At 36.5% G+C, this 25571-nt stretch carries 25 protein-coding genes and 1 pseudogene; 18 read left to right on the forward strand and 8 right to left on the reverse strand.

The features are described from left to right. Positions 1–12: 12 nt before the first annotated feature. A complete protein-coding gene (locus HMPREF2846_RS12950; protein WP_070626801.1) occupies positions 13–930 on the reverse strand; it encodes an NAD-dependent epimerase/dehydratase family protein in 918 nt (305 codons plus the stop codon). Positions 931–1402: 472 nt separating this feature from the next. Between HMPREF2846_RS12950 and adhE the strand changes: the two are divergent. Then, positions 1403–3954: pseudogene (gene adhE / locus HMPREF2846_RS12955) on the forward strand (bifunctional acetaldehyde-CoA/alcohol dehydrogenase). Positions 3955–4083: 129 nt separating this feature from the next. Here adhE and HMPREF2846_RS12960 read toward each other — a convergent pair. Continuing rightward, positions 4084–5037: an alpha/beta hydrolase gene (locus HMPREF2846_RS12960; protein WP_061055178.1), complete on the reverse strand. Its 954-nt coding sequence runs from the start codon at positions 5035–5037 to the stop codon at positions 4084–4086. Between the two features lie 92 nt (positions 5038–5129). Then, a complete protein-coding gene (locus HMPREF2846_RS12965; protein WP_002479982.1) occupies positions 5130–5435 on the reverse strand; it encodes an ArsR/SmtB family transcription factor in 306 nt (101 codons plus the stop codon). Between the two features lie 231 nt (positions 5436–5666). On the opposite strand from HMPREF2846_RS12965, the gene HMPREF2846_RS12970 reads away from it, so the two are divergent. The 7 genes from HMPREF2846_RS12970 (at position 5667) to HMPREF2846_RS13000 (ending at position 11970) form a co-directional block, all read left to right on the forward strand. After that, the gene (locus HMPREF2846_RS12970) at positions 5667–6761 is read left to right on the forward strand and encodes a MupG family TIM beta-alpha barrel fold protein (protein WP_070626802.1); all 1095 of its coding nucleotides are present in this window, start codon (positions 5667–5669) and stop codon (positions 6759–6761) included. Continuing rightward, a complete protein-coding gene (murQ, locus tag HMPREF2846_RS12975; protein ID WP_070626803.1) occupies positions 6751–7635 on the forward strand; it encodes an N-acetylmuramic acid 6-phosphate etherase in 885 nt (294 codons plus the stop codon). Before HMPREF2846_RS12970 ends, murQ begins: the two co-directional genes overlap by 11 nt. Positions 7636–7649: 14 nt before the next feature. After that, entirely contained in the window at positions 7650–9104 is a 1455-nt protein-coding gene (locus HMPREF2846_RS12980; protein WP_070626804.1) for a PTS transporter subunit EIIC, read from the forward strand. A 5-nt stretch (positions 9105–9109) separates the two neighbouring features. Continuing rightward, on the forward strand, positions 9110–9970 hold the full coding sequence (locus HMPREF2846_RS12985) for a MurR/RpiR family transcriptional regulator (protein WP_023015584.1): 861 nt from the start codon (positions 9110–9112) through the stop codon (positions 9968–9970). 32 nt (positions 9971–10002) lie between these two features. Next, positions 10003–10866 carry an alpha/beta fold hydrolase gene (locus tag HMPREF2846_RS12990; protein ID WP_070626805.1) on the forward strand — a complete coding sequence of 288 codons (864 nt, stop codon included), beginning with the start codon at positions 10003–10005 and terminating at the stop codon, positions 10864–10866. A 110-nt stretch (positions 10867–10976) separates the two neighbouring features. Beyond that, complete coding sequence (locus tag HMPREF2846_RS12995) at positions 10977–11594, forward strand: CadD family cadmium resistance transporter (protein WP_070626806.1); 618 nt, start codon at positions 10977–10979, stop codon at positions 11592–11594. 40 nt (positions 11595–11634) lie between these two features. Beyond that, complete coding sequence (locus HMPREF2846_RS13000; protein ID WP_107529459.1) at positions 11635–11970, forward strand: ArsR/SmtB family transcription factor; 336 nt, start codon at positions 11635–11637, stop codon at positions 11968–11970. A gap of 70 nt (positions 11971–12040) precedes the next feature. On the opposite strand, the gene HMPREF2846_RS13005 is transcribed toward HMPREF2846_RS13000, so the two are convergent. The 5 genes from HMPREF2846_RS13005 to HMPREF2846_RS13025 all read right to left on the reverse strand — a co-directional run bounded on the left by HMPREF2846_RS13005 (position 12041) and on the right by HMPREF2846_RS13025 (position 16421). Beyond that, on the reverse strand, positions 12041–12232 hold the full coding sequence (locus HMPREF2846_RS13005; protein ID WP_057510076.1) for a hypothetical protein: 192 nt from the start codon (positions 12230–12232) through the stop codon (positions 12041–12043). An 82-nt stretch (positions 12233–12314) separates the two neighbouring features. After that, a complete protein-coding gene (locus tag HMPREF2846_RS13010; RefSeq protein ID WP_070626807.1) occupies positions 12315–13037 on the reverse strand; it encodes a peptide ABC transporter permease in 723 nt (240 codons plus the stop codon). A gap of 18 nt (positions 13038–13055) precedes the next feature. After that, the gene (locus HMPREF2846_RS13015; protein ID WP_060804433.1) at positions 13056–13688 is read right to left on the reverse strand and encodes an ATP-binding cassette domain-containing protein; all 633 of its coding nucleotides are present in this window, start codon (positions 13686–13688) and stop codon (positions 13056–13058) included. 373 nt (positions 13689–14061) lie between these two features. Beyond that, entirely contained in the window at positions 14062–15189 is a 1128-nt protein-coding gene (locus HMPREF2846_RS13020) for a 5,10-methylene-tetrahydrofolate dehydrogenase (protein ID WP_070626808.1), read from the reverse strand. Between the two features lie 20 nt (positions 15190–15209). Further along, positions 15210–16421, reverse strand: a complete 1212-nt coding sequence (locus HMPREF2846_RS13025; RefSeq protein ID WP_070626809.1) for a hypothetical protein — start codon at positions 16419–16421, stop codon at positions 15210–15212. Positions 16422–16618: 197 nt separating this feature from the next. Here HMPREF2846_RS13025 and HMPREF2846_RS13030 point away from each other — a divergent pair, with 197 nt between their 5' ends. From HMPREF2846_RS13030 to HMPREF2846_RS13080, 10 genes are all read left to right on the forward strand, one after another. Continuing rightward, positions 16619–17497: a hypothetical protein gene (locus tag HMPREF2846_RS13030; protein ID WP_070626810.1), complete on the forward strand. Its 879-nt coding sequence runs from the start codon at positions 16619–16621 to the stop codon at positions 17495–17497. Between the two features lie 10 nt (positions 17498–17507). Then, entirely contained in the window at positions 17508–18206 is a 699-nt protein-coding gene (locus HMPREF2846_RS13035; protein WP_070626811.1) for a hypothetical protein, read from the forward strand. Between the two features lie 571 nt (positions 18207–18777). Next, complete coding sequence (locus tag HMPREF2846_RS13045) at positions 18778–19338, forward strand: tyrosine-type recombinase/integrase (protein WP_002479967.1); 561 nt, start codon at positions 18778–18780, stop codon at positions 19336–19338. 55 nt (positions 19339–19393) lie between these two features. Beyond that, the gene (locus HMPREF2846_RS13050; protein WP_070626813.1) at positions 19394–21877 is read left to right on the forward strand and encodes a DUF4040 family protein; all 2484 of its coding nucleotides are present in this window, start codon (positions 19394–19396) and stop codon (positions 21875–21877) included. Beyond that, a complete protein-coding gene (locus HMPREF2846_RS13055) occupies positions 21864–22289 on the forward strand; it encodes a monovalent cation/H+ antiporter subunit B (RefSeq protein WP_002479965.1) in 426 nt (141 codons plus the stop codon). The genes HMPREF2846_RS13050 and HMPREF2846_RS13055 overlap by 14 nt, the downstream gene beginning before the upstream one ends. Continuing rightward, the gene (locus tag HMPREF2846_RS13060) at positions 22286–22633 is read left to right on the forward strand and encodes a Na(+)/H(+) antiporter subunit C (protein WP_023015572.1); all 348 of its coding nucleotides are present in this window, start codon (positions 22286–22288) and stop codon (positions 22631–22633) included. Before HMPREF2846_RS13055 ends, HMPREF2846_RS13060 begins: the two co-directional genes overlap by 4 nt. Further along, the gene (locus tag HMPREF2846_RS13065) at positions 22620–24116 is read left to right on the forward strand and encodes a Na+/H+ antiporter subunit D (protein ID WP_002479963.1); all 1497 of its coding nucleotides are present in this window, start codon (positions 22620–22622) and stop codon (positions 24114–24116) included. The genes HMPREF2846_RS13060 and HMPREF2846_RS13065 overlap by 14 nt, the downstream gene beginning before the upstream one ends. After that, positions 24116–24604, forward strand: a complete 489-nt coding sequence (locus tag HMPREF2846_RS13070) for a Na+/H+ antiporter subunit E (RefSeq protein ID WP_002479962.1) — start codon at positions 24116–24118, stop codon at positions 24602–24604. The genes HMPREF2846_RS13065 and HMPREF2846_RS13070 overlap by 1 nt, the downstream gene beginning before the upstream one ends. Continuing rightward, the gene (locus HMPREF2846_RS13075) at positions 24601–24897 is read left to right on the forward strand and encodes a Na(+)/H(+) antiporter subunit F1 (protein ID WP_023015570.1); all 297 of its coding nucleotides are present in this window, start codon (positions 24601–24603) and stop codon (positions 24895–24897) included. Before HMPREF2846_RS13070 ends, HMPREF2846_RS13075 begins: the two co-directional genes overlap by 4 nt. Beyond that, a complete protein-coding gene (locus HMPREF2846_RS13080) occupies positions 24875–25345 on the forward strand; it encodes a Na+/H+ antiporter subunit G (RefSeq protein WP_002479960.1) in 471 nt (156 codons plus the stop codon). The genes HMPREF2846_RS13075 and HMPREF2846_RS13080 overlap by 23 nt, the downstream gene beginning before the upstream one ends. The last annotated feature ends 226 nt before the right edge of the window (positions 25346–25571 follow it).

Genomic DNA, 25571 nt, shown 5'->3' on the forward strand with positions numbered 1-25571 from the left:
TAATTACCCTGTTTAAGCATTAAATACTGTTTTAATTCCTTCATCGTAAGAAGTGATGTGGAATTCTGGGAAACGTTGCTTAAATTTATCTGAATTGAAAATATTATTGTATTTATATCTTGGCAGTAATTCCATCAGTTCTTTGACTTGATCATTGAATAAGCTGCCAATTTTAAAGCCCCACATTGGTAAGACATGGTAGCCGATTTTTTGATGGAGTACTGCTTCTGTTTTTTTGATGAGCTTCTCATATGTCAGACTGCCGGCTACTGGTAAATGCCATGTTTGGCCATAAGCGTCTGGTGTATTGCCAAGTAACGCTAGCGCACGACTTGCATCTGGTGTCCAAATTAAAGTACGCAACACTGAAGCACTGACAGGAATAATCGCTTTTTTGCCAGCTTTAATACGATCGAATACTAAAGTGTTTGTAATACTTTGCGTTTTATCAGGACCATAGAATTCAGGTGCACGACCAATTACCACTTGTAAATTTTGTTCATTCATCGCTTTGAGGACCATTTCAGCCATCTGTGCACGGACCACTGATTTGCGTCCTACAGGTACAAATGGGCTAGATTCTGTTTGTACATTTGCGTTTTTTTCATACATGTATGTGTTATCGAAGAAAGCCAGTTTAGCATTGGTTTCAAGGCAAGCTTTAATAACATTTTTCATCATGACAGGGAAGCGTTGTTCCCACATTTCAGAATTGGCAGGCAAGCCAACTGCGAAATAAACAACATCACTGCCTTCAATCGCATGGTATGCTTCTGCGTAGTTCATTAAATCTGCGGCAACGAGTTCATCACTATCATGAATTTTTTTAGGTTTTCTGCCGACTAAACGAATGTCTTTTGTGTAATTTTTATAAAGTTCTCTTGCAATTTCGTGGCCGATTTGGCCATTACTTCCTAGAACAGTTTGCATGCTTTATCACTCCAAATTTGTGTGTTTATGTTACTTTTTCCTTATGTTCAAGTTCGTAAACATAGTTGGTAAAAAATTAAGCAGTGACTTCTAAAATATCAACTGCTCCTTAAATGATCATCTAAGTAAAATTTATTTTACCTTGCTCAATGTGAAATAGGAATTGATATGCTCACAACAACTTAATTTTTTTCAGAACAATTAACAAGGGTAATGTAAGCGCTTAACTAATTGCGGTTCTAAGTCTTATATGAATTTGTTTAATTATGATGTTCACACAATCGTAACGAAATAAAATAAAAATATGTGTTTTTCATTTACTCCAAGTAAAAAATAGGATATTCTGTTTGTGAAATAATTCACAAAGTAATTCAGAAGCATTCATGTCGAGGAGGAAATAGAAATGACTACATCTACTCAAAATGAGAAACAACCAACAGAAGTACAACCTGAAATTAATCCCACGCAACAAATGATTGATGCACTTGCAGAAAATGGACAACATGCATTACGTGAATTAGCAAAGCTTGATCAAACACAAATTGATCACATTGTTCATGCGATGGCAATGGCAGCTGTAGACAAACATATGGAACTTGCGAAAGCTGCCTATGAAGAAACAGGCCGTGGTATTTATGAAGATAAAGCTATCAAGAATCTATATGCATCAGAATATATCTGGCAATCTATCAAATACAATAAAACGATTGGTGTCATTGATGAAGATGAACAACGTGGTTTGACGTATGTAGCTTCACCTGTCGGTGTAGTATGTGGTGTAACACCGACAACGAACCCGACTTCTACAACAATTTTTAAAGCAATTATCGCAATTAAAACAGGTAACCCGATTATCTTCGCTTTCCATCCAAGTGCACAACAATCTTCTGCACTTGTGGCGAAAGTCATTTATGAAGCAGCACTCAAAGCAGGAGCACCAGAACATATTATTCAATGGATTGAACATCCATCATTAGAAGCAACTAAATTATTAATGAACCATGACAAAGTGGCATTAGTACTTGCGACAGGTGGTGCAGGTATGGTGAAATCTGCGTATTCAACAGGTAAGCCAGCATTAGGTGTAGGTCCAGGTAACGTACCGGCATATATCGAAAAGTCTGCGAAAATCAAACGTGCAGTCAATGATGTCATTGTATCTAAGACTTTTGATAACGGCATGATTTGTGCTTCTGAACAAGGTGTCATTGTAGATAAAGAAATCTATGATGAAGTGAAAAAAGAATTTGAAGCACATCAATGTTATATCGTTAAGAAAAAAGAATTATCTAAATTAGAAAGTATCGTGATGCGTGAAGACCGTTGTGCAGTCAATGCAGATATCGTAGGTAAACCAGCCACTGAAATTGCGGCATCAGTCGGAATCAAAGTGCCTGAAGGTACGAAAATGTTAATTGCGGAACTTGAAGGTGTAGGACCAGATTATTCGTTATCTCGTGAAAAATTATCTCCAGTACTCGCAATGGTGAAAGCAGAAAACCGTGAACATGGCTTAGAATTATGTGAAGGTATGCTTAATTTAGGCGGCTTAGGTCATACTGCAGTCGTGCATACAGAAGATGAAGCTTTACAAAGAGAATTCGGTATTCGCATGAATGCTTGTCGTGTGTTAGTCAACTCTCCATCAGCTGAAGGTGGTATCGGTAATATCTATAATGAAATGATTCCATCATTGACGTTAGGTTGCGGCTCTTATGGACATAACTCAGTTTCTCATAACGTTTCAGCTGTCGATTTAATCAATATAAAAACAATCGCTAAAAGGAGAAATAATATGCAATGGTTCAAACTTCCACCTAAAATTTCTTTGAGAAAAACTCACTTATGTATTTAACGCAAATGAAAGAAGTTGAACGTGTTGTAATCGTGACAGACGAAGGCATGGTAAATCTTGGTTATGCGAAACGTGTACAAGAAGTACTAGCACGACGTAATGATGCACCTGATGTGCGTATCTTTAGCGATGTTGAACCCAACCCATCAACTAACACTGTCTATAAAGGTTTAGAGTTAATGGTTGAATTCCAACCGGATACAATTATCGCAATCGGCGGCGGATCTGTTATGGACGCGGCGAAAGGCATGTGGGCATTCTTCGAACACCCAGATTTATCATTTTTCGGTGCGAAACAAAAATTCTTAGACATTCGTAAACGTGCTTATAAAATTATGCCAGCACAACGTGCGAAAATGGTTTGTATTCCAACCACTTCAGGTACAGGTTCAGAAGTTACACCATTTGCGGTTATCACAGATAGTGATACACATGTCAAATATCCATTAGCAGATTATGCCTTGACGCCAGATGTAGCTATCGTAGATTCACAATTTGTATTAAGTGTGCCGAGAGGGGTCACTGCTGATACAGGTATGGATGTGTTAACACACGCAATTGAATCTTATGTATCCGTAATGGCGAGTGATTATACACGTGGCTTAAGCTTACAAGCGATTAAAATTGTTTTCGATGATTTAAAAGCTTCAGCGAATGATGGAGATCCAGATGCAAGAGAACGTATGCATAATGCTTCAACACTTGCAGGTATGGCGTTTGCTAATGCATTCTTAGGAATCAGTCACTCAATCGCACATAAAATCGGTGGAGAATACAACATTCCGCATGGTCGTACGAATGCGATTTTATTACCGCATGTCATCAGATATAATGCGAAAGATCCGCAAAAACATGCGATGTTCCCTAAATATGATTACTTCAGAGCGGATCAAGATTATGCAGATATTGCGAAATTCTTAGGCTTAAAAGGTAAAACAACAGAAGATTTAGTGGAAGCTTTGGCAGATGCTGTTTATGAATTAGGTCAAAGCGTAGGTATCGAAATGAATCTTAAAGCACAAGGTTTAACACAAGAAGTATTAGATAAAACAGTAGACCGTATGGCTGAACTTGCATACGAAGACCAATGTACAACTGCTAACCCGAAAGAACCATTAATCAGTGAACTAAAAGATATTATCATCACTGCTTATGATTATCAAAAATAAGTCGCTATGACCTTTCCAAATGACTAAAATTCAATCATCCATTCAAAACACGTCCTTGATGTAAGGGGCGTGTTTTTTGATACATAGAAAAAGACCGATGCTTTTGACATCGGTCTTAAAGTGAATACTTTATTGTTCGTTTTGTTTGTTGATCCAGTCTGTAGATAAATCCATTGCTGCACGTGTCGCATTTGTTTTGTCTAAATCGTTAACCATCACAAAGTCATGGATTGTACCTTGCATACGTGCATGTGTCACATCATTACCAGCTTCTCTTAATTTGTGTGCATAAGCTTCGCCTTCATCACGTAATACGTCAGCTTCAGCGTTAATAATCATCGCTTTTGGTAAGTCTTTTAATTCTTCTAATGATGCACGTAATGGTGAAGCAGTAATTTCTGCGCGTTCATTTTCATCTGTTGTATATTGATCCCAGAACCACTGCATACCTTCTTTAGTTAAATAGTAACCTTCCGCAAATTCATTATAAGAATCTGTGTCAAACGCAGCATTTGTTACAGGGTAATAAAGTAATTGTTGGTGAATTGGTAAGCCATTACGTTGTTTTGTCATTAAAGTCATTACAGCTGACATATTACCGCCGACTGAATCACCCGCAACTGTTAAACGGTTTAAGTCTAAGTTTTTATCCTCTGCGACATCTTTTAATTGTTGTAAGACATCGTAGTTTTGTTCAATTGCTGTCGGATATTTCGCTTCAGGTGATAAATCATAATCAGGGAATACAACGACTGAATTTGTACGTACCGCAAGTTCTCTGACAAGTTTGTCATGTGTATGCGGGCTTCCGAATACCCAACCTGCACCATGAATATAATAAATCACTGGTAATTTTTCTTGGTTTCCTTTTGGACGAATGAATCGAACAGGAACTTCGCCATAAGATTTTGTTTCAAATGTTGTATCTTCAATATCTACATCATATTTTTTAATATCTGATGATTGTACATCTTCTAATAATTTTCGACCTTCTTCTGGAGGTAACTCATATATACGTGGATGTGGGTCATTGGCTTTCGCAAAGTCAAGTGCTGCTTGTTCTAAAATAATTTTTTGAGTCATAATCAAGCTCCTTCATATATAGAATGTCTCTTTCTCTGGTAAAAGTATACCACTATGTTTACGAACTTAAACATAGATATGCTCAAAAAATGTTATTTTTGTAAATCATCTTCAAGAGAAGCAGTTAAAGCCTTTAACCAATCCAGTGTCGGACCTAGGTCAGAGCGATAGTAACGTTCAAGTCCTTTTTGTTCAACAGAAAGTATTCCTGCATCTAACATCAACTTTAAATGATGTGAAACTGCAGGGCGTGAGATGGTTACTAGTTCAGTTAATTGATTTACAGTTAAAGGTCCTTTTTTACATAACAGTACTAATAGTTCTTGGCGTCGTCCATCTTGTAAGATGTTTAAAATCGGTGTGCCTTCATTAAAAAGTTGAAGTGTTTCTTTAATCATAGTCGGCCTCTTTTCTAGCATTAATGTGATATTACTGCCTATTGTAGCACGTCTATAAGGTGTAGTGGAGGTTTGAAAATAAAATTATTTTTGAACTCTCGTTACAAAAATACATATATTCAAGATTGATATTGTAATAGTATTACAACTGTGTGATAATGTAAGCGATTACACATAATTGATTGCTTAATTTGATTCTCAGTCTTACATGCTAAAAAGTAGTTGATTTAAATGAAAATAAAACTTTTAAAAGAGGTGGTTGGATTGAACTTAGGGTTTTCTGTCTATCTAGGAGAAGCGTTTGACGAAACATATATCGACAAAATGTTGAATCATGGATTTCGATATATATTTACATCACTTCAAATTCCAGAAGATGACCAAGATACGTATTTGACGCGGTTAAAACAGTTAGCCGTAATAAATGGGAACCGTGCACAAATTATTGCTGATGTGAATGGACAAACACTGCGTCAACTGGGTTTGTCTTTGAGTGCACCAGAATCGATTCGTGATGTGGGCATTGATATTGTTCGTTTGGATGAAGCGGTCGATATAAATAGTTTGGCAGAGTATGTAGAAGCAAAATATTCAGTGATGTTGAATGCGAGCACAGATGCATTTCAAATTCTACGTGAGCTGAGTGATCGCGCAATTTCTCAAGAGAATATCTTAGTTGCACATAATTATTATCCTAGACCTGATACAGGCTTGGAACGTACTTTCTTTCAATATATAAACGAGCGATTAAAAGGAGCATTTCCTGAAATTCAAATCATGGCGTTTGTCCCTGGTACTCAATTAAGAGGACCTATCTATCGCGGTTTACCAACACTAGAAGACCATCGTCAGTATCATCCATTAGCCGCAGCAGTCGAGCTGGAAGAGGATTTGTGTGATATTGCTTGTGTGGGAGACAGTCAAATTGACGATTTTATGATTCATCAATTCGATACGTATTTCAGATTAAACCGTGTTGTTTTACGAACAAATTTAAGCTCAGACAGTAAATATTTAGGGACTTATCATAATCGACCAGATGTCGCACGTGATGTTGTGAGAGCCATTGAAGCACGAAAAACATTTACTGAAGAAGTATCGCCGCATAATGTAGTAGAACGTCGTAAAGGTGCTGTGACGATAGACAATGCATTATATGGTCGTTATATGAATGAACTTCAAATTGTAAGGTGTGATTTACCTAAGGATGAAGCGGTCAATGTATTAGGTTATGTCGACGCCCGTGATTTAGATTGTATAAATATGATTGGGTCGAATACCGCATTTGAATTCGTTTCAGTGGAGGAGGAAAGTCATGGACATTAATAAAATGACAACTGAGCAACGTAATGAGAAAACGATGCATCTAGATGAATTAAGCACTGAAGATTTTGTTGCTTTGATGAACCAAGAAGATCAAACCGTAGCACAAGCGATTGCGAAAGAAAATACGTCTATTGCACGTGTGATTGATACTGTTATTGAAGGATTTAAGCAAGGCGGCAGGTTGATTTATATGGGTGCAGGTACGAGCGGCAGGCTAGGTGTGTTAGATGCTGCTGAGTGTGTACCGACTTTCGGTGTGACTCGAGATGATGTGATTGGTTTAATCGCAGGTGGTGCTAAAGCAATGACTGAAGCTGTAGAAGGTGCTGAAGATAGTAAAACGCTTGGCGAACAAGATTTAAAGCACCTTAAACTTAATGAAAATGATACAGTGATCGGATTAGCAGCGAGTGGCAGAACGCCTTATGTCATTGGCGGTCTAGAGTACGCGAATACGATAGGTGCGAACACAGCAGCGATTGCTTGTAATAAAAATACAGCGATTGGTGCAGTTGCAGATATTGCGATTGAAATAGAGGTGGGTCCTGAAATTCTGACAGGTTCTACACGCTTGAAGTCTGGAACAGCACAAAAGTTAGTGTTGAATATGATATCAACTGGCGCAATGGTCGGTATCGGTAAAGTTTATGAAAACTTAATGGTAGATGTTCAACCGACAAATGAAAAATTGAGAAGACGTGCGTTAAATATCATTTCAGAAGTGGTTAATACTTCAGAATCTGAGAGTAAAAAGTTATTTCATGACAGTAACGGTCATGTGAAAGCGGCAATTGTTATGGGATTACATGATATAACGTATGAAGAAGCTGTTGAACGTTTAGAAAAAGCGAATGGTTTTATCAGAAAAACATGAGGAGCTGAACAACAATGTCAAAAGAAAAAAAGATTGCCCAGGAAATATTAAATAATGTTGGCGGCAAAGCAAATTTAGAACGTGTGATTCATTGTATGACACGTGTACGTATGGATATTATTGATTACTCTAAAGTGAATTTAGAAGGACTCAAAGCAATAGAAGGTGTCATGGGAGTAGTAGAAGACGAAACACTACAAGTTATTGTAGGCCCAGGTACTGTCAATAAGGTCGCAAATGAAATGAGCGAAATGATTGGCACACCTTTAGGTGAAAAAATCGTTCATCATGAATCTTCGCAACAAACAGATAAAGAACATGTAGAATCAGAAGCACAACTCTTTAAAAGTCAGATGAAGGAAAAACAGAAAAAGTCTAAATGGAAAAAAGTACTGAGAGTAATCGCAAATATTTTTGTACCTTTAATTCCGGCATTTGTTGGTGCAGGATTAATCGGTGGTATAGCGGCAGTGCTGACGAACCTATTGTCTGCTGGTTATATTGAAGGTGCGATGTGGAAGCAGTTGACTTTAGTCTTTGATATTATCAAAAGTGGTTTGCTAGCATACTTAGTCATCTATGTAGGGATTAATGCGGCTAGAGAATTTGGCGCAACTCCAGGACTCGGCGGTGTGATTGGTGGTACTACCATGTTGACAGGCATGACACCTGAACAACCATTGCATAATATCTTTAACGGTGAAGCATTAGCGCCTGGACAAGGTGGGGTCATCGGTGTCATCTTTGCGGTTTGGTTACTATCAATTGTTGAAAAACGTCTGCATAAAATTATTCCGAATGCGGTGGATATTATTGTGACACCTACGATTACCTTATTAATTATGGGACTTGCGACGATATTCTTAATTATGCCGATAGCGGGTGTAATCTCAGAAGGTCTATTAGGTATTATTAACTGGGTGCTAGATATCGGCGGCGCATTTAGCGGCTTTATCCTTGGTGCGACATTCTTGCCATTAGTTATGTTTGGTTTACATCAAGTTTTAACACCGATTCATATAGAAATGATCAACCAAGATCATGCAACTTTCTTATTACCGATTCTTGCGATGGCAGGTGCAGGCCAAGTCGGTGCGGCATTAGCGCTTTGGGTAAAATGCCGTAAGAACAAAAAGATTATTCGTTTATTAAAAGGTGCATTACCTGCAGGAATATTAGGTATTGGAGAACCTTTAATTTATGGTGTGACTTTACCATTAGGCCGTCCATTCATTACAGCATGTATTGGTGGAGGTATCGGCGGTGCAGTCATCGGCGGTATCGGACACATTGGTGCTGTTGCGATTGGACCGAGTGGTTTATCATTGATTCCTTTAATTTATGACAATATGTATTTAGGCTACATTGCAGGAATATTAGCTGCATATGCGGGAGGATTTATCGCAACATACTTCTTCGGAACAACAAAAGAAATGACTGCACCTCAAGATGTTGAAGAAGAGGTGTAAAACATATGGGAAATGAACAACTATTAATTTATATTGAAGAACAGATGGAACAACTGACTAAAAACGAACAACAAGTGGCACGATATTTGATTGAAGCACCGGAAGCGGTATTAGAAATGAGTGCACAAGCGTTAGGTAAAGAAACGCAAACAAGTTCAGCTACTGTTATCCGTTGTGTGCATAAATTAGGATTCAAAGGGCTAGTGGATTTGAAGTTAGCCATTTCGAGTTATTTACCTAATCATCAGGCTAGTGTGTATCAAGAAATGGAGCAAGATGAACCTGCTAATGAAATTAAAAGTAAACTGTTCAATCGAGCAGCGTATACTCTGAAAACAACAGAAACTTTATTAGATGATCAAACGTTAGAAACAATTGCTGAAAAATTAAGACAATGTAAGAAGTTAGTTGTGTTTGGAGTAGGCGCAAGTCATATTGTGGCAGAAGATATCTTTCAAAAATTTACAAGAGCTGGCATGAATGTTGTTCATAGTTCGGATGCACACATTATCGCTACAACGCTAGCTGGAAGTAACAATGAAGGTACTTTAATGATAGGTATCTCAAATTCAGGCCAAAACCGAGAAACATTAAAGTTAGCGCAAGTCGCGCGCCATTATCATGTTCCGGTTATCGGTATGACCAGTCGAAAAGATTCAGAACTCGCCAATGAAGCGGATGAGTGTTTGTTCCATGACGCAAGCTCAGATCGTAGTTTACGATTAGCCGCAACAAGTTCGTTAATCGCACAGCTCATCACTGTAGACACTTTATTCTACACATATCTTGCGAAAGACTATACAAATCATATCGCACATTTAAGTCAGACAAGAGATGCAGTTGATTTATATGTTGATGGAGATTGAGGTATGATGATAGTAATGATGGAGTTAAAGGAATGAGAGAAATGTATGCTTTAGAAACAAATAATGCAATCATTCGTTATGACATGATGGGACATGGACCGATTTTGTTATGTATTCCTGGCGCTAGCGGGATCAATGATAGTTATTTGGATTTAGCACATAAGCTAGAAGATCATTTTACTGTTGTCTTACCTGATAGACGAGGTTATAGAGCAAGTGAATTGTTAACGGCTTTACCAAGTTCTATCGCAAACACCAAAGATACGTATTGTTTAACCATGGATGTTGAAGATATTAAAACATTAATACAAACGCTTAGTAATCATCCTGTTTATCTTTTTGCGACAGACACAGGTGCTGTGCCTGCATTAGAATTTGCGTGTATGTATCCAGAATTAGTTAAGACATTACTTGTTCATGAGCCTTTAAATACTTCAGTACTTCCAAACAGAGAAGATTATGTGCCGCAAACTGAACAAATCGCACGTACTACAATGATTGAAGGAGTGCCGGCTGCAATGCGTCAGTATGAACGTTTGATTAATCCTTCGCACTCAGATATGCAGGTGTTAGTAGAGAATACGATTGCTCCTTGTGCGGTTTGTTCACCGAGCACTTCACAAATACGCAGTAGTGAATCAACAAACATTTGGCTTCAATATGAACTCCGGCAATATTTGAATTATCAAATTGATATAGAAACTTTGGAGGCCAAAGATGTTTCAATCAAGTTCTTGCAAGGTGAACAATCGAAAGAATCGCTAGGGTATGAAGCGGCTAAATATTTTGCGCATAGCTTAAATGCAAATCTGTTTCAAGTTACAGGTGGACATTACGGTTATGCACAACAACCTAAACAATTTGCGAAAGCTGTTAAGAAGATACTGCGTTCATAATGATAGAGTTCAAGACCTTCGTTTTATGAAGGTCTTTTTATTATGACCTGTAATTTTAACTCTTAGAGTGTTATAATACATTCAAATTTATTTTTGAATGAGGTGACAAAGTGATACAGACCGCTTTGACTGCAGTCATACTTTATACAGCGACTGCTTTAGATTTATTAGTGATTTTGTTGATTTATTTCGCACGTGCACAAACCAAACGTGAGTATCGTGATATTTATATTGGACAGTTTTTAGGATCAGGTGCCTTAATTGTCATCAGTTTGTTTTTTGCGTTTGTCTTACACTATGTACCTGAGAAATGGATGTTAGGTTTATTAGGTATCATCCCTCTATATTTAGGATTCAAAGTGGCATTATTTGATGATTGTGAAGGGGAAGCACGTGCCAAGAGAGAGTTGGATAAAAAAGGACTGTCCAAATTAGTTGGCATTGTTGCGCTTGTTACCCTAGCAAGCTGTGGAGCAGATAATATCGGTTTATTTGTACCGTACTTTGTCAGTTTGACTTTAGCGCAAGTTATTGTGACATTAATTGTATTTGTAATCATGATTTTCTTATTGGTATTCTCTGCACAAAAATTAGCAAAAGTTCCGGGTATTGGTGAAACTGTGGAGAAATATAATCGATGGATTATGGCAATTATCTATATTGGCTTAGGTTTATACATTTTGATTGAAAACAAAACTATACAAACATTGTTAAGCTTTGTTTCATAGAAAGGATGGGGGATAGGTGTCTAATGAACAATGTGACATCATGTATGTGCATGAAGATAAAGTAAAAAATGCTTCTAACTTCTTAAATGAAACACACACTATTAAGGCAATGAATACTTTAAACGCAATAGGTGATAAAAAGAAATTAACGATTTTATTTGCGTTGCTTGAAGAAGAGAAACTGTGTGTTTGCGACATTGCGAAATTGCTTCAAATGAGTATTGCCTCTACTTCTCATCATTTACGCATACTCTATAAAAAAGAAGTTATAGATTTCCGAAAAGAAGGGAAAATGGCGTATTATTTCATCAAAGATCCTCAGGTTGATAAATTACTGCGCTTTATGCTGACAGAAGTAGAAAACGAAAATAGTTAAATATATAAATAACTGTTGTGAATCAATTTTGCAGAATGATAGCACAACAGTTATTTAAAAATATACAACGCTATTTATTTTGTCTTTTACGATTAGTGTTATAAATGATAGAAGCAATTGCCACATAAATTAATGGACCGACAATTAAAATAATAGAAGCCATGTTTGCTTGGATATAAAATTTAAATAATAGAAAACCTAAAAAGGCAACCATTAAATACACAGGTATCATGAAGGGTTTCCAGAACATTGAGTCATTCATATTTAATGTATACACCTTTCTATTAAGAAGTATGTAGAAAAAAGAGGAGGATTTAACTCTGCCTCTTTTTTATGTTTTCAAGTTATAGCCCTAATTGCAACCAACGTTTTCGCGCAAAGAAAAGTACGACGAAGTTGATCGCAAAGAGTAAATGGAAATAAACAATCAGTAATGTAATATCGTAAGAAGTCAGTGCTAAGGTATCTCCATTCAATGTAGCATCAACGTTAGGATACATGACATTGCTTGCTTCAAAAGGCGCAAGGATGCCGAAGATGGTTGGATTAAGCATTACTAAGACAATAGAAATAACCCAATAGATTAGACTGACAATAACACTGATTAAAATTTTGGAAATTAAAATACTGATTGTTCCAATGATTAAGATATACTGCAAGATTAATAAAGAAAACATGATGATTAAAAAGAAATAATGCGAGAAATTACCAAACATCAAAGAAATGGCAGTGATGCCAATACATACAAATACAAAGCACTCTAAGAAAATGACAAACATCTTTTTGTAAAAGAAGGTGAAGTCTGTATTTCCTAATAACTTATAAAATAAGATGTTTTGATCTGCATACTCTTTATTGAAGTAATAAGCGATGATGAATGAAAAGAGTATGAATCCAGTTTCTACCGCAATCGTATATGTGTTGAAGAAATATTCACCATATGACAAGCTTTGACCATCATTCATAAAGGTGGTAAAGCCATAACCTAAAACGAATAGTAATAAAAAAAGCGAACCAAGAATCAGTGTTATTTTGTTAAACGCTGTTTTTCTTAACTCTAACCTCATTTTGCACACCTCAAGTTTTTAGAAACAAATGTATTCATCGACAACTGCTTCTTTAGAATCATATTCTTCAATCGTCAGGTCTTTAAATAAAAAGTACTTACCAGGTAGGTATGTTAAATCTTTTGCGCTATGTGTAATATTGATAATTACTTTTTCAGGATTATCTGAAATATAGTTATTAAAGAAAGTATAGAAGTCGTGAACTGTTGTTTCATCTAAGTCTTTTGTGATCTCATCTAAAATGATGATAGGTTTGTCTTCTGATAGAAAACTTAATAGCTTCAGCTTTTCTTGTTGTCCTTTGTTTAACTTTCGAATAGGGATGTGATCAGGAATAGTTTCAATCCCTAACAAGTCACCCAAGTAATCGATTTTGACGGTACAAATAAAATAACTCTTGAGTAATTGAATGAGAAAATCTTTAGTGATATCTCTTGGAATACATGATGCATTACTAATCAAAGTTGTGTTTTCTGTAATCTCTGGGCGCATATGACCGCTGTGATTAAGTACGAAATCTTTAGCTAATTGAGACTTGCCAACTTCATTTCTGCCAATAATATGATTGATTTCACCTTTGTGAAATACCAAGTCAGTCGGCTGTAATAGGATTTTGCTTTTGATACGCAATACATACTGTTTGATTTCCATTTAACTCGGCTCCCTCGCTAAAATTGTAAAGTTTTCGAGTGATACTATTTAACAAGTTTTAACAAAATTTTTAGGAATTCTTAAATATAGCGTATCATAAATATCAAATCATTATAATTTGTCTTTTGGTAATAATTTGTGAATTTTTTGTCATGCGTGAGAAAATTACAAAAAATAATTCGCTTACAAGACAAACTGCTTATTTCTTTGATACTCAATTGGAGGTTAAAGTATTATGTATAGAAGTGCTGATATTAAGCGGTTTTAAGAGGTTGGGATGTCTGAACTCAGACAACCGTGAGGCTACCACGCTATAAAAAGAGTAGTAAATAAAAAAAGAAACCAAGATGTCATTGCATCTTGATTTCAATAGTTAGTTATTATCAGAACGTTCTTTGATTAAGGCTTTTCTCATTTGTTGTCTAGAACCATACGTACTTTCTCGTACCAGTTCTTCGTTACGCATACCTGCACCAATGGCACCAGCAATTGTTGAAAGAGAAGCTGCGAACCATGCGATAGACAGATAAAGAGTAAATGTGGCAGGATGTCCGAGTTCTAAAGTCTTTCCTAAGAAATGTGCTGGTAATAATACAGAAGCCGCAATCAAATATATTGTAAAGAGTGTTACATAATAAATAATGACTGACGTTGTCAGTGTGGTCAGAGTTGTTAAATTATACAACCGCGTAATACGTTTATTAATACTGAAGCGTTCACTTTCCCATAAGTTATGCGCTAAGATAATCCATAAAATCATACCGAAAATCGCAAAGAGGGACATGACTGTTAATCTCCATGTGGTAAAGGTATTACTTAAAGACCACATGGTGGAGAAGATTAAACCGGATGCGCCGGTTGTAAATGCGATTGCGATTACACTATTCATACTTTGCATTAATCTTAATGGGTTATTCGCAAAGGTCATTCCACTGAGTAAACGGAAGTAACCAGATGTTTTAGATGCGACAATATAACGGATATGCATAGTATGTGTATCATCAGTGTAAGTACGGATTTTTCTTAGTTTTGAGAAAGGAAATATTTCTCGATAGGTTGCTTGATGATTTTCATCTTCATTGTTTTGATTTGGGTTGTCACTGAAAAATAGATTGATTTCATGAATAATCGTCAGCACTGTTCTTTCTAGACGTTTGGTAACAGGACGCCAACCATAAGCGGGAATTGAAATAATACTTGCTCCGTTTTCTTCGTTGATATCAACAGCGATGACTGACTCATTATCATGAAGTAATGGTAAGTCAGTTAAGCTGATAATATAGTTCCAGTTATAACGATCTAAGTAATCTTCAGTTTTTTGATAGGCTTGGTCTGCATCTTCTGCAGATCCTGTTAACGCATCAACAATGACTTCAATTTTCCATTCGTATTGAGATGAAATGTAATCATTTAATAAACCGGGTAATGTGTCTACTAATTTATGCGAAAGTTTATTCGCAATACCAGGTGAAGCGATAATGCCTACGACAAGTTGTTCCATAAATTTACAGCCTCCTTTCTTTAATTGTTTTGATCGTTATCATTATTATCTTTTTGGTGTGATTCTGATGAATAGTAATTAGAAGCTTCCCATTCTTTTGCTTCTTCATAGCGTGCACGTTGACGATAAGAGTAAGTCATAGCACGAATTTTCTTTTCGTTTTCGACAGATGCGCCTAAAGCACCTGCTAAGAAACCAAGTGATGTCACAAACCATACAAGGTACAAGAACTGTCCGAGTGTACGCTGGCCTTCATTAATCGTCTGCATGTTATATAAATCATTCGGCACAAATAAAGCGACACTGATTGTAAGCAGTAAGAATAAGATGAGATAGCTGAATACAATAATAATCAATAGAGTTAAGACAGTTGTTACATTGTAAACTGTTCGATAAGTTTTAGTTGTTAACGAAGTTTCATGTTCCCATAACGAGTGTGCATACATAATCCAAAGGGTCATTCCGCCAATGGCTAGTGTCGTCATAAAGATAAATCTTAAGTTAGTATATTCAATACTTAATTGCCATGGGGTAGAGAAAATGGTTAAGTATGTAGCTGTCGCAAAGGAAATGGAAATAATCTTTTTGAAGTTTGGAATTTCTTTAAGTGGTTGATTGGCTCTGGTCATTCCAGCTAATAATAAAATCCAACTTATAATAAGTGGGTTTAAAATAAACTTGGTTGTTGTTTTGGAGTGGGAGTTATCATCTCCGGCTTCTTGATCATCTTGCGTTTCCATATCATTTTCTTGTTTATCATCGAATATATTTCTAATGGGTTTTACACGTGTAAATAATGAAAGATTTAATTTTTTTGTTTGATAATCCTCGTTCGTTTGATGTAAATATATAATTTCCGCAAAATAAAGCAGACATTGTTTCAATTTACTTTTCACACCAAATAAACCTAAAGCCGGAATTGAGATTAATCCAGTAGCCATAGGTTCATCTAAATTACCTACTATTACTTTACGTTGTTCGACAATGGGTAAGTCTGTCACAACAATCGCATAGTCCCATTTATGATGGGTTTTAAGAGATTGAGCTGCGTCTAAACTTTTGTTGACGTCTTCCGCAGAACCAATTAATGGGTCAGAAACACATTCGAAAGTCCATTTGATATCTTCTTTTAATTTACTATTTAGTGAAGTAGGCATTTGTTCAGCTAGTGTCTCTGATAAATCCATAGGAAACCCTGGAGCAGCAATGATTCCTACTTTAATCTCACTCATAAATTGCCTCCTTTCTCTCTACAAAGTTATGAACAAAATTAATTTTGAATTCATTTATAATTACATAATTAATAACTTCCCGCAATGACAAGAAACAAAACTTATTAAAAAGACGAATTTGATAAGGATTACATAGTGGAAATGTAGCTTCTAATGTATAATATTTATAAAGAATAAAGTATCGGGAGGTATACATCATGAAACGACAACATTTATTGCTTGGACTGCTTTGTTCAACTCTACTTTTAGCAAGTTGTGGCCATAAAGACAACAATGAAAAACAAGCAGACCAAAAACAAGAAGAAACAACCGACACTCAATCACAAGACCAATCACCTAAAGAGAAAAAACAAACACATACGACGTACCACACTAAACAAGATATAAAAATAGAAGTACATGAAGCGGAGAAAAAAGATAAAGCGCATGCTGACACTGATACAAATAAGAATGTACAAGCTAAACAAACGCAACAAGAAGCTGATAAAGCAACAACTGAAAAAGATGCTCAATCCTCAGATTCATCAAAGAAAAATGAAGAACCAAATTTAGAAAGAGATAGCGGTAAAGTTAAAGGGCCTGAGGCTCTTGCACCTGGTCCTGAAGCAGATATGGATAGAAAACATATCGCGATGATGCTACTAGATCCTAAGTTAAACAAAACATACGTTAACGCTAAAGATTTAAAACAGAAAACTTATACAACAGATGACGGACAACAAGTTCGCATTCCGAACTATATACTTTTCCAATCTTTAGAAGTACCTCAAGTAGAAAATAGTCCTGAAGGCATGCAGTATTATTTTGTAACACATACAAAAGATCCTGACAAGAAAACAGTAATCGGTGTATCTGATAATGAAATCGTTATTGGTAAATCAACAATCAGTTCTGAAGATGCAGTATCTCAAAAAGTAAAATTAGATTATAATCAATTCATTCAAGAAGAAGAGACACAAGTCTTTAAAGTGAAAGAACTTGAACAGTTGAAACTCGATTCAAATGAAATCGTTACGCTAACACGACATATCTATCAAGCAACACCGCACACATTACAGTTTGTCCCTGAGAATTGAGGCGTAAAAGATGAAACAACTTAGAATGATACTCACAATGATCTTGAGTCTACTTTTATTAGCCGCATGTGGAACACAATCACAAGAAGATAAACAAACTTCTAAGTCATCAGAACAGAAAACAGAGACAAAAGAAACAAACGCTAAACAAGACAAAGTAACATCAGAAACAAAAAATAATAATCAAACCAATACTTCAAAAGAAAGTACAGAGAATCAAAAAGAAGAACCGCAAACACAAAAAGGACCTTTAACAGAACAAGAGATTAAACACAATGTAGCATTGATGATATTGAATCCGAATTTTGATCAAAAATATATCACAGGGCAAGAAGTGTTAGAAGGTAAATATTCAGGTAGAACAGATGATGGTAAAATACATCATTTCAAAGTAAATGAAGTCCATTTGATTCAGCCAGAAAGTGAAATGAAATTAATTCATGCGCCAACAGATATGGTTTATTATATATTTGACCCGCGTTCTGGACCATATTCTGTTTTAGTTGGTATTTCGCATGAAAAAGTTATAGTATGGGGAACGCAAACATATTATGCAGATTATAATCAAGAGATTGAAAATGGGTTCATGAAAGAATATAAGGTTGCAGATTTGAAAAAATTAAATATTCCTAAGTCACAAATACAAGCGGTAGAAAGTAAAATCATGATAGGTAATAATGAACAACAACCTATTATTCGATTAGACTAATAAGAAGAAGTGAGCTTTGGCTCGCTTCTTTTTAATGGAAATAATTAATAAAAGTTTAAAAGAATGATACGGTGAAGTTAAGAGAGATAAGAACTGTGACAATTAATGGTAAAGGATTTTAAAACGTCTATCAGATTTGGAGGTCTAAGTATGAGCTGTTTTAGTTATGCGATAAGAATAGGGTTAATCGCATTTTTAGTCTATTGTACAATGCAATACATAATTCCAATGCCAAATGAAAAGTTATATATCCTCATTTATTCAGCCTTATTAGGCATATTAGTCATTTTATTTTCATATTTCTTAGTAGGGAAACCTCCAAAAGTAATGAAGCATTCTAAGAAGGATAAAGAATTTTAGCGCGATTTGTGATATTAAAAATTAATACAAGTTAAAGGAAGTGAGCTTTGGCTCGCTTCTTTTTTATGATTTTTAACAAATAAACGATTTTAAATTTTTTGAAAAAATGAGACTTCGTTACTTTAATGTTACTTAAATATGAATTATAATGATTAAGTATCATTAATTTAATGTGGCAATATTTTGTTAATTAGAAAGGAGTGGGCTTTTCATGGAATGTGTGTTGCCGATTAAGGATAAATCGGACATTGAAGCGATGTATGAAACGTTACGTGAACATAACCAGCGTGATTATTTGTTGTTTCGTTTAGCAATACATACAGGTTTAAGAATTAGTACGTTAATTCATTTAAAAGGACTAGATGTTTTAACACAAGATGAGCATTGTCAGGCTGTGATTAATGTTTGGCGACAACCTGGGATATCTGAAATTAATGTGCCGTTGCCTCAATCGTTATGTGAGGAATTGGATGAATTTATGAAAGATAAAGGAATTGGTCATGACGATTATCTATTTCGTTCTATGAAAACAAAGCGTCCGCTCTCTCGTCAACAAGCGTATCGTATTATTCATGATGCTGCTGTTCAAAATGGACTCTCTCAAGTCGGTCTTCAATCTTTACGTAAAACTTTTGCTTATCATGCGTACCAATCGGGTACACCGCTTACAGTGATACAAAAATACCTCGGTCATCAGACTTTATCTGAGACCCTCAAATTTATAGATGTTCCGCAACAAAACCGCACGATTACGATTCAATTAGATCTTTAATTTTTATTTTTTAGATATGACTTTAACTCAACTATAGAAAGGAGTCTCACTTCTTATGAGCCTTATTTGGCTGTTTGTCTTTATTATTGTTGTGATGTTGTTCGTACTCATGACAAACCTGCCGAATCGTTCTGCACGACCAGCGTCAGCATCAGAACAAGCACAACAAGAAATTACGCATAACACGGGTCGATACAGAACAACTTTAAGCAGACAAGCTGGATGGATAGCGTTAAGTGCGCCCGTTATCAGCGCAATTTATTTTATAACCATGATTCCACGCATCGCCGCCAATCAACTGGTTATGGTTTCATTGCCGTGGATGCCGTCAATCGATGTAAATTTTGCGTTCAGATTAGATGGCTTGTCTTTAATCTTTGCCTTGTTAATCACTTTAATTGGTACAGGTGTTGTATTATATGCGAATGCATACCTATCAAAAGCACATGATGATTTGCCAAGGTTCCACGTGTATTTATTAATGTTCATGTTTGCGATGTTAGGCGTTGTGCTAGCAAATAATACCATACTGCTGTACGTATTTTGGGAGTTAACGAGTATTGCGTCTTTCTTATTAATTGCTTATTGGTATAACCGACCAACAAGTCAGGCAGGCGCAATGAAATCATTCTTAATCACTGTCTTTGGCGGCATGTTTATGATGGTTGGGTTTGTGATTTTATTTAACATTACCGGTACAAATACTATTTCTGAATTAGTGCAAATTCCCGTTCGCCAAACGATGTATGAATCTCCTTGGTTCCCACTTGCGGTTGTCTTTATTTTATTAGGTGCCTTTACGAAATCGGCACAATTTCCATTTCATATCTGGTTGCCAGATGCGATGGAAGCACCGACACCTGTCAGTGCTTATCTGCACTCTGCGACAATGGTTAAAGCCGGATTATACTTACTATTTCGTTTTACACCGATATTAGGTTATGAGCCATGGGTAGCTTATATTGTTATCACAATTGGTATTATCACTTTAATGGTCGGTTCCTTTGTGGCAGTTGGACAACGTGATTTAAAAGGATTGCTTGCTTATTCCACAATCAGTCAACTCGGCATGATTATGTCGATGGTCGGCTTTGGATTTTTAGCATATAGTCACCAAGCACAAGGGTTCCAAGCCTTTTATGTTGCGAGTTTATTTGCGGGACTGTTTCATTTAATCAACCATGCGCTCTTTAAGAGTGTGCTCTTTATGGGTGTTGGTATTGTAGATCATGAAACAGGCACACGTGATTTATCGCGTTTAGGCGGTTTACGTAAACTATTGCCAGTCACAACTGTGATGATGACCATCAGCGCAATGGCGATGGCAGGTCTCCCGTTATTTAATGGTTTCTTATCAAAGGAAATGTTCTTTGCGACATTGGTCAGCGCGAAAAAACTTACGATGTATGACCAAGTCTTTGTTTCTGTGATGTTGATTGTTGGTGTGGTTGCCAGTCTCTTTACGTTCATTTACAGCTTACGTTTAGTCAAAGATACTTTCTTTGGCCCGTTACACAAAGAGGGCTTACCGCAAGTACCTGAACATGAGCCAGTAGGACTGTATATTGCGCCGGCAGTGATTACACTCGGTATGCCATTATTCTTTATTATCCCGAACGTCTTAGGACGATATTTAATCGGTCCTGCCTTACGTGATATCGGACATTCAGATAAAGTGGCACCATTTATTCCGCACATTGCCGCATGGCACGGTTTAAGCCCTGAGTTATGGATTACCTTAACGATTTATGTAGTGGGTATTTTACTCTTATGGCGTTCACGTTGGATGAATGTTTACAACAAGTTACCAGAGTTTCTATCCATCAACAGTATCTATCGGGGTATGTTAAGCGGAAGTGAGCGTTTTAGTAGAAGCGGAATGCAGTTGATGATGAATAACCGATTAAATCAATACTTACATGTGATTTATTTCTTATTCTTCGGTATGTTGGCTTATGGTTTTATTCGCGTCGGTTGGATACCTGTTGAAGGTTTCAAAGTGAAGCCGATTACGTGGTTTGAAATTTTAGTCACTGCCAATATTGCTTTCTTATCTGTTGCATTAGTGTTCTTACGTGAACGTATGGCGATGATTATTATTAACGGTGTTATCGGTTATACGATTGCGATTGTCTTTGTCTTAATGAGAGCGCCAGACTTGGCGATGACACAGTTAGTGATTGAAACGATTACGACTATCTTATTCTTATTAGTCTTTTATCATTTACCGAACGTACGACGAGATAAAGTACATGTCGGGAAAGAAGCGGTCAAGCTATCTATTGCTTTATTAATGTCGCTCTTTGTCGTGACGTTTGTGATTATTGCACAACAAGAACAAGCGTTTAATAAGATTTCAAGTTTCTATGAACATAGTGATAAATTGGCAGGTTCTAAAAATATTGTCAACGCAATTCTCGGAGACTTCAGAGCACTAGATACCATGTTAGAAGGCATTGTCATTATGATAGTGGGTCTCGGTATCTATTCCTTAATTAAATTCAAAATCAGAAAGGGTGATTCAGATGCACGAAAATGACATTGTATTAGAAACGATTTCTAAAGTAGCAGTTTTCATTATTTTGACCTTCGGTTCTTATATTTTCTTAGCGGGTCATGATAATCCGGGTGGCGGCTTTATCGGCGGTTTAGTGTTCAGTTCAGCGTTTATCCTGATGTTTCTAGCCTTTGATGTTGAAAAGGTCATTCGTTCACTGCCGCTTGATTTCAGAGCAGTTACGATTACAGGTTCTTTATTATCCATTGCTACCGCAATCGTACCAATGTTTTTTGGACACCCTTTATTGTCACATGAGGATGTTTACGTCACATTGCCTTACTTAGAGAAAGTGCATCTTTCAAGTGTGACATTGTTTGAATTCGGTATTTTATTAACAGTCGTCGGTTCAGTGACGACAATTATGCTTGCGATAAGTGGTGATAAAAGTTGAACGTCATACTTATTATAATTATTGGTATTTTAACTTTTGCAGGCACGTATATGATTTTATCGAAAAACTTAATTCGGATTGTTTTAGGTACTGCCATTTATACACACGTCGCAAACTTAGTCATTTTAGCGATGAGCGGCTTTGATGGTACAAAAGTACCGATTATTAACGATGAAGGCAGTAATTATGTAGATCCCTTACCACAAGCGTTGATTTTAACCGCAATTGTCATCGGATTTGCGGTTTCCGCATTCTTACTTGTCTTAGTCTATCGTACTTATAAAGTGACACGGGTAAACCGAATTGAAGCGTTACGCGGTGAGGATGATGATGTCGATGAATAATATGATGTTAATCCCACTGTTGTTGCCTTTAGTCACAGGATTAATTTTATTCTTCTTTAAAGAACGTTTAATGGTTACGAGACGTATCGCGATTACGATTCAAATCATCAACACAGCAGTTTCAGCTTATTTATTAGCGTATGTTTATCAACATCAACCGCTAGTAATCAATTTTGGTGATTGGCAGCCGCCATTCGGCATTCAATTTGTCGGCGATACTTTAAGTATTTTCTTTGTCACAATTGCCAACTTAGTGGTTACTTGTGTTATTTATTTCGGTTTTGGTAAGCGTGAACATCTTGCGAACCGTTATTTCTTACCATCTTTTATTTTATTTATGCTGACAGGTGTCAACGGCAGTTTCTTAACTGCTGATATTTTCAACTTGTACGTGATGTTTGAAATTATGTTGATTGCGTCGTTCGTCTTATTAACACTTGGTCAAACACTAGAACAATTACGTGCGAGTGTCATTTATGTCGTGATGAACGTTGTCAGTTCTTGGTTCTTCCTTATCGGTGTCGCTTATTTATATGGCACACTCGGCACATTGAACTTCGGTCATTTAGCGATGCGGATTAGTGAAAGTGACCAACCGCCGATGATGACGATGATTGCGATTATTATGATCTTCGTGTTCGGCGGTAAAGCAGCTTTAGTCATGTTTATGTGGCTGCCTAAAGCCTATGCCGCATTGAATACTGAATTAGCTGCGTTATTTGCGGGATTGATGACAAAGGTCGGTGTGTATGCGTTAATCCGTGTCATGGTGTTGTTATTTGATCAACAGCCTGATATTACACATCAACTCATGTATTATATGGCAATCATTACGATGATTATTGGTGCTATCGGTGTACTGGGTTATGAAGATGTGAAGAAAATAGCCGCTTATCAAGTTATCTTGTCTATCGGCTTCTCAGTCATGGGTATCAGTACCTTGAATCAAGCAGGTGTGACAGGTGCGATTTTCTATGCCGGTCATGACATGATTATTAAGACCTTATTATTCTTAGTCATGGGTGTCTTTGTTGTCTTAACAGGTTACCGAAGTTATAAACAAATGGGCGGTTTGATTCATACGCATCCGTCATTAGGTATTATTTTATTTATTGTCACATTATCTATTGGCGGCGTACCGCCATTCAGTGGATTTCCTGGGAAATTACTGATTATACAAGGTGCACTCGCTGAAGGGTATGTGGTCGGTGTCGCACTGATGATTATCACCAGCTTGATTGCGATGTATAGTTTATTGAAAGTCTTTTTCTATATGTATTTCGGTAGAGAAGAGATGCCTGTAGTCCAACGACAACCAATCTTGCCGCATAAGTTGATCGCGATGATTTTATTAACAGTTGCGACTATCCTGATGGGGCTTTGTGCCGAATGGATTTTAGATGTCGCACATCATGCGGCGGAATTTAATATAAACCCTAGTGACTATATCAAATCAGTTATCCCAAATGTGGAGGTGGAATAATGTTAGCCCAACTAACCCTGAATATTTTAATTGCTGTATTATGGACGCTCTTTCAAGACGAAGATAAATTCCACTTGTCTACATTTATTGCGGGATATCTGATTGGTATTGCGATTGTATATTTAATCCATCGATTCTTCTTTAAACGTGTCTTCTATTTAAAGAAAGTCTGGATTATTTCTAAATTCATTTTGATTTATAATATGCAGCTGTTGATATCGAGTTTATCAACCATCAACTATATCTTATTTAAATCACATGACATGAACCCAGGTTTATTAATTTATGAAACGTCATTGAAAAGAGACTGGGCGATTACTTTACTGACCTTGTTAATTATGTTGACACCAGGCTCGCTCGTACTCAGGGTATCACCTGATGGCAGTCGTTTCTTTATTCATGCGATCGATGTTTCTGAAAAAGACAAAGCAGTTTTAACCAAGCAGATTAAGAAATATGAACGTTTGATATGGGAGGTGCTCAAATGATTGAAATGGTCATAGATTGGATGATACGGAGTGCTTTAGTCATTTACGGTATTGCGGTGATTATCGCTTTGATACGTGTGATTAAAGGACCGACAACACCTAACAGGGTGGTCGCATTTGATAGTATTGGTGCGATGATTATCTCTATTGTAGGCTTACTCAGTATCGTCTTAAACACCTTAACTTTCTTAGATGCGAGCTTAATTATCGCTATCCTCGCATTCTTGAGTACCATTGGTATCTCACGCTTCGTAGAAGGAGGACGAATCTTTGATAATAAACGAAATCGTTAGTTTATTCGCAGCTGTCCTTATCTTGTTGGGATCTATTGTCGCTCTCATTAGTGCCATCGGTATTTTAAAGTTTGATGATATCTTCTTGCGTGCACACGCCGCAACGAAAAGTTCGACCTTATCTGTGTTGTTTTCATTAATTGGCGTATTTATATATTTCTGGTTTACACGTGATTATTTCAGTGTCAGAACGCTATTAACGATCTTATTCTTATACATGACGTCACCAGTCGCTGGGCAAATGATTGTACGTACGGCTTATAACGTTGGTTCGTATATGTATATGAAAGACAACACCCAAAAAGGGGCTTCTTTGAATATTGCTTATAATAAAAGAGAAGCTAAGAAAAACAGAAAGTTACGGGCTGAACGCAGACGAAAAGCAACAGAAGCGTTCACAAAAGGTGAGCATCAGCCGACAATTCGTTATAAAAAGAAAGATGACTAATCTAATACGCACGCTATAGTGAATTTCTAAACTATGGCGTGCGTATTTTTAGTTCAGCCAACCTCAATAATGTTTTGTCGTAGAGTTCCAAAATAGAAAGTGTCTAGATGTTTATAATCCAATAATTGTTCCAGAATCATGGTATATAGACACCGCTTTGTACAATGTTATTTAAAATTTTAAAAGTATTGAACAATCATATATGCAAACGTACGCAAATGGAGTA

Origin of the sequence: Staphylococcus sp. HMSC056G08, assembly GCF_001812305.1 — a bacterium.
GTDB lineage: Bacteria > Bacillota > Bacilli > Staphylococcales > Staphylococcaceae > Staphylococcus > Staphylococcus simulans.

What these genes read in the sequence shown, in the direction of transcription:
- HMPREF2846_RS12960 (WP_061055178.1), bottom strand. Translation starts at nt 5,037, where the DNA reads ATGACTCAAAAAATTATTTTAGAACAAGCAGCACTTGACTTTGCGAAA.
- HMPREF2846_RS13005 (WP_057510076.1), bottom strand. Translation starts at nt 12,232, where the DNA reads ATGAATGACTCAATGTTCTGGAAACCCTTCATGATACCTGTGTATTTA.
- HMPREF2846_RS13030 (WP_070626810.1), top strand. Translation starts at nt 16,619, where the DNA reads ATGAAACGACAACATTTATTGCTTGGACTGCTTTGTTCAACTCTACTT.
- HMPREF2846_RS13045 (WP_002479967.1), top strand. Translation starts at nt 18,778, where the DNA reads ATGGAATGTGTGTTGCCGATTAAGGATAAATCGGACATTGAAGCGATG.
- HMPREF2846_RS12990 (WP_070626805.1), top strand. Translation starts at nt 10,003, where the DNA reads ATGAGAGAAATGTATGCTTTAGAAACAAATAATGCAATCATTCGTTAT.
- HMPREF2846_RS13000 (WP_107529459.1), top strand. Translation starts at nt 11,635, where the DNA reads ATGTATGTGCATGAAGATAAAGTAAAAAATGCTTCTAACTTCTTAAAT.
- HMPREF2846_RS13010 (WP_070626807.1), bottom strand. Translation starts at nt 13,037, where the DNA reads ATGAGGTTAGAGTTAAGAAAAACAGCGTTTAACAAAATAACACTGATT.
- HMPREF2846_RS13015 (WP_060804433.1), bottom strand. Translation starts at nt 13,688, where the DNA reads ATGGAAATCAAACAGTATGTATTGCGTATCAAAAGCAAAATCCTATTA.
- HMPREF2846_RS12965 (WP_002479982.1), bottom strand. Translation starts at nt 5,435, where the DNA reads ATGATTAAAGAAACACTTCAACTTTTTAATGAAGGCACACCGATTTTA.
- HMPREF2846_RS12985 (WP_023015584.1), top strand. Translation starts at nt 9,110, where the DNA reads ATGGGAAATGAACAACTATTAATTTATATTGAAGAACAGATGGAACAA.
- HMPREF2846_RS13025 (WP_070626809.1), bottom strand. Translation starts at nt 16,421, where the DNA reads ATGAGTGAGATTAAAGTAGGAATCATTGCTGCTCCAGGGTTTCCTATG.
- HMPREF2846_RS13065 (WP_002479963.1), top strand. Translation starts at nt 22,620, where the DNA reads ATGTCGATGAATAATATGATGTTAATCCCACTGTTGTTGCCTTTAGTC.
- HMPREF2846_RS13050 (WP_070626813.1), top strand. Translation starts at nt 19,394, where the DNA reads ATGAGCCTTATTTGGCTGTTTGTCTTTATTATTGTTGTGATGTTGTTC.
- HMPREF2846_RS13035 (WP_070626811.1), top strand. Translation starts at nt 17,508, where the DNA reads ATGAAACAACTTAGAATGATACTCACAATGATCTTGAGTCTACTTTTA.
- HMPREF2846_RS13070 (WP_002479962.1), top strand. Translation starts at nt 24,116, where the DNA reads ATGTTAGCCCAACTAACCCTGAATATTTTAATTGCTGTATTATGGACG.
- murQ (WP_070626803.1), top strand. Translation starts at nt 6,751, where the DNA reads ATGGACATTAATAAAATGACAACTGAGCAACGTAATGAGAAAACGATG.
- HMPREF2846_RS12970 (WP_070626802.1), top strand. Translation starts at nt 5,667, where the DNA reads ATGAAAATAAAACTTTTAAAAGAGGTGGTTGGATTGAACTTAGGGTTT.
- HMPREF2846_RS13055 (WP_002479965.1), top strand. Translation starts at nt 21,864, where the DNA reads ATGCACGAAAATGACATTGTATTAGAAACGATTTCTAAAGTAGCAGTT.
- HMPREF2846_RS13075 (WP_023015570.1), top strand. Translation starts at nt 24,601, where the DNA reads ATGATTGAAATGGTCATAGATTGGATGATACGGAGTGCTTTAGTCATT.
- HMPREF2846_RS12950 (WP_070626801.1), bottom strand. Translation starts at nt 930, where the DNA reads ATGCAAACTGTTCTAGGAAGTAATGGCCAAATCGGCCACGAAATTGCA.
- HMPREF2846_RS13020 (WP_070626808.1), bottom strand. Translation starts at nt 15,189, where the DNA reads ATGGAACAACTTGTCGTAGGCATTATCGCTTCACCTGGTATTGCGAAT.
- HMPREF2846_RS12980 (WP_070626804.1), top strand. Translation starts at nt 7,650, where the DNA reads ATGTCAAAAGAAAAAAAGATTGCCCAGGAAATATTAAATAATGTTGGC.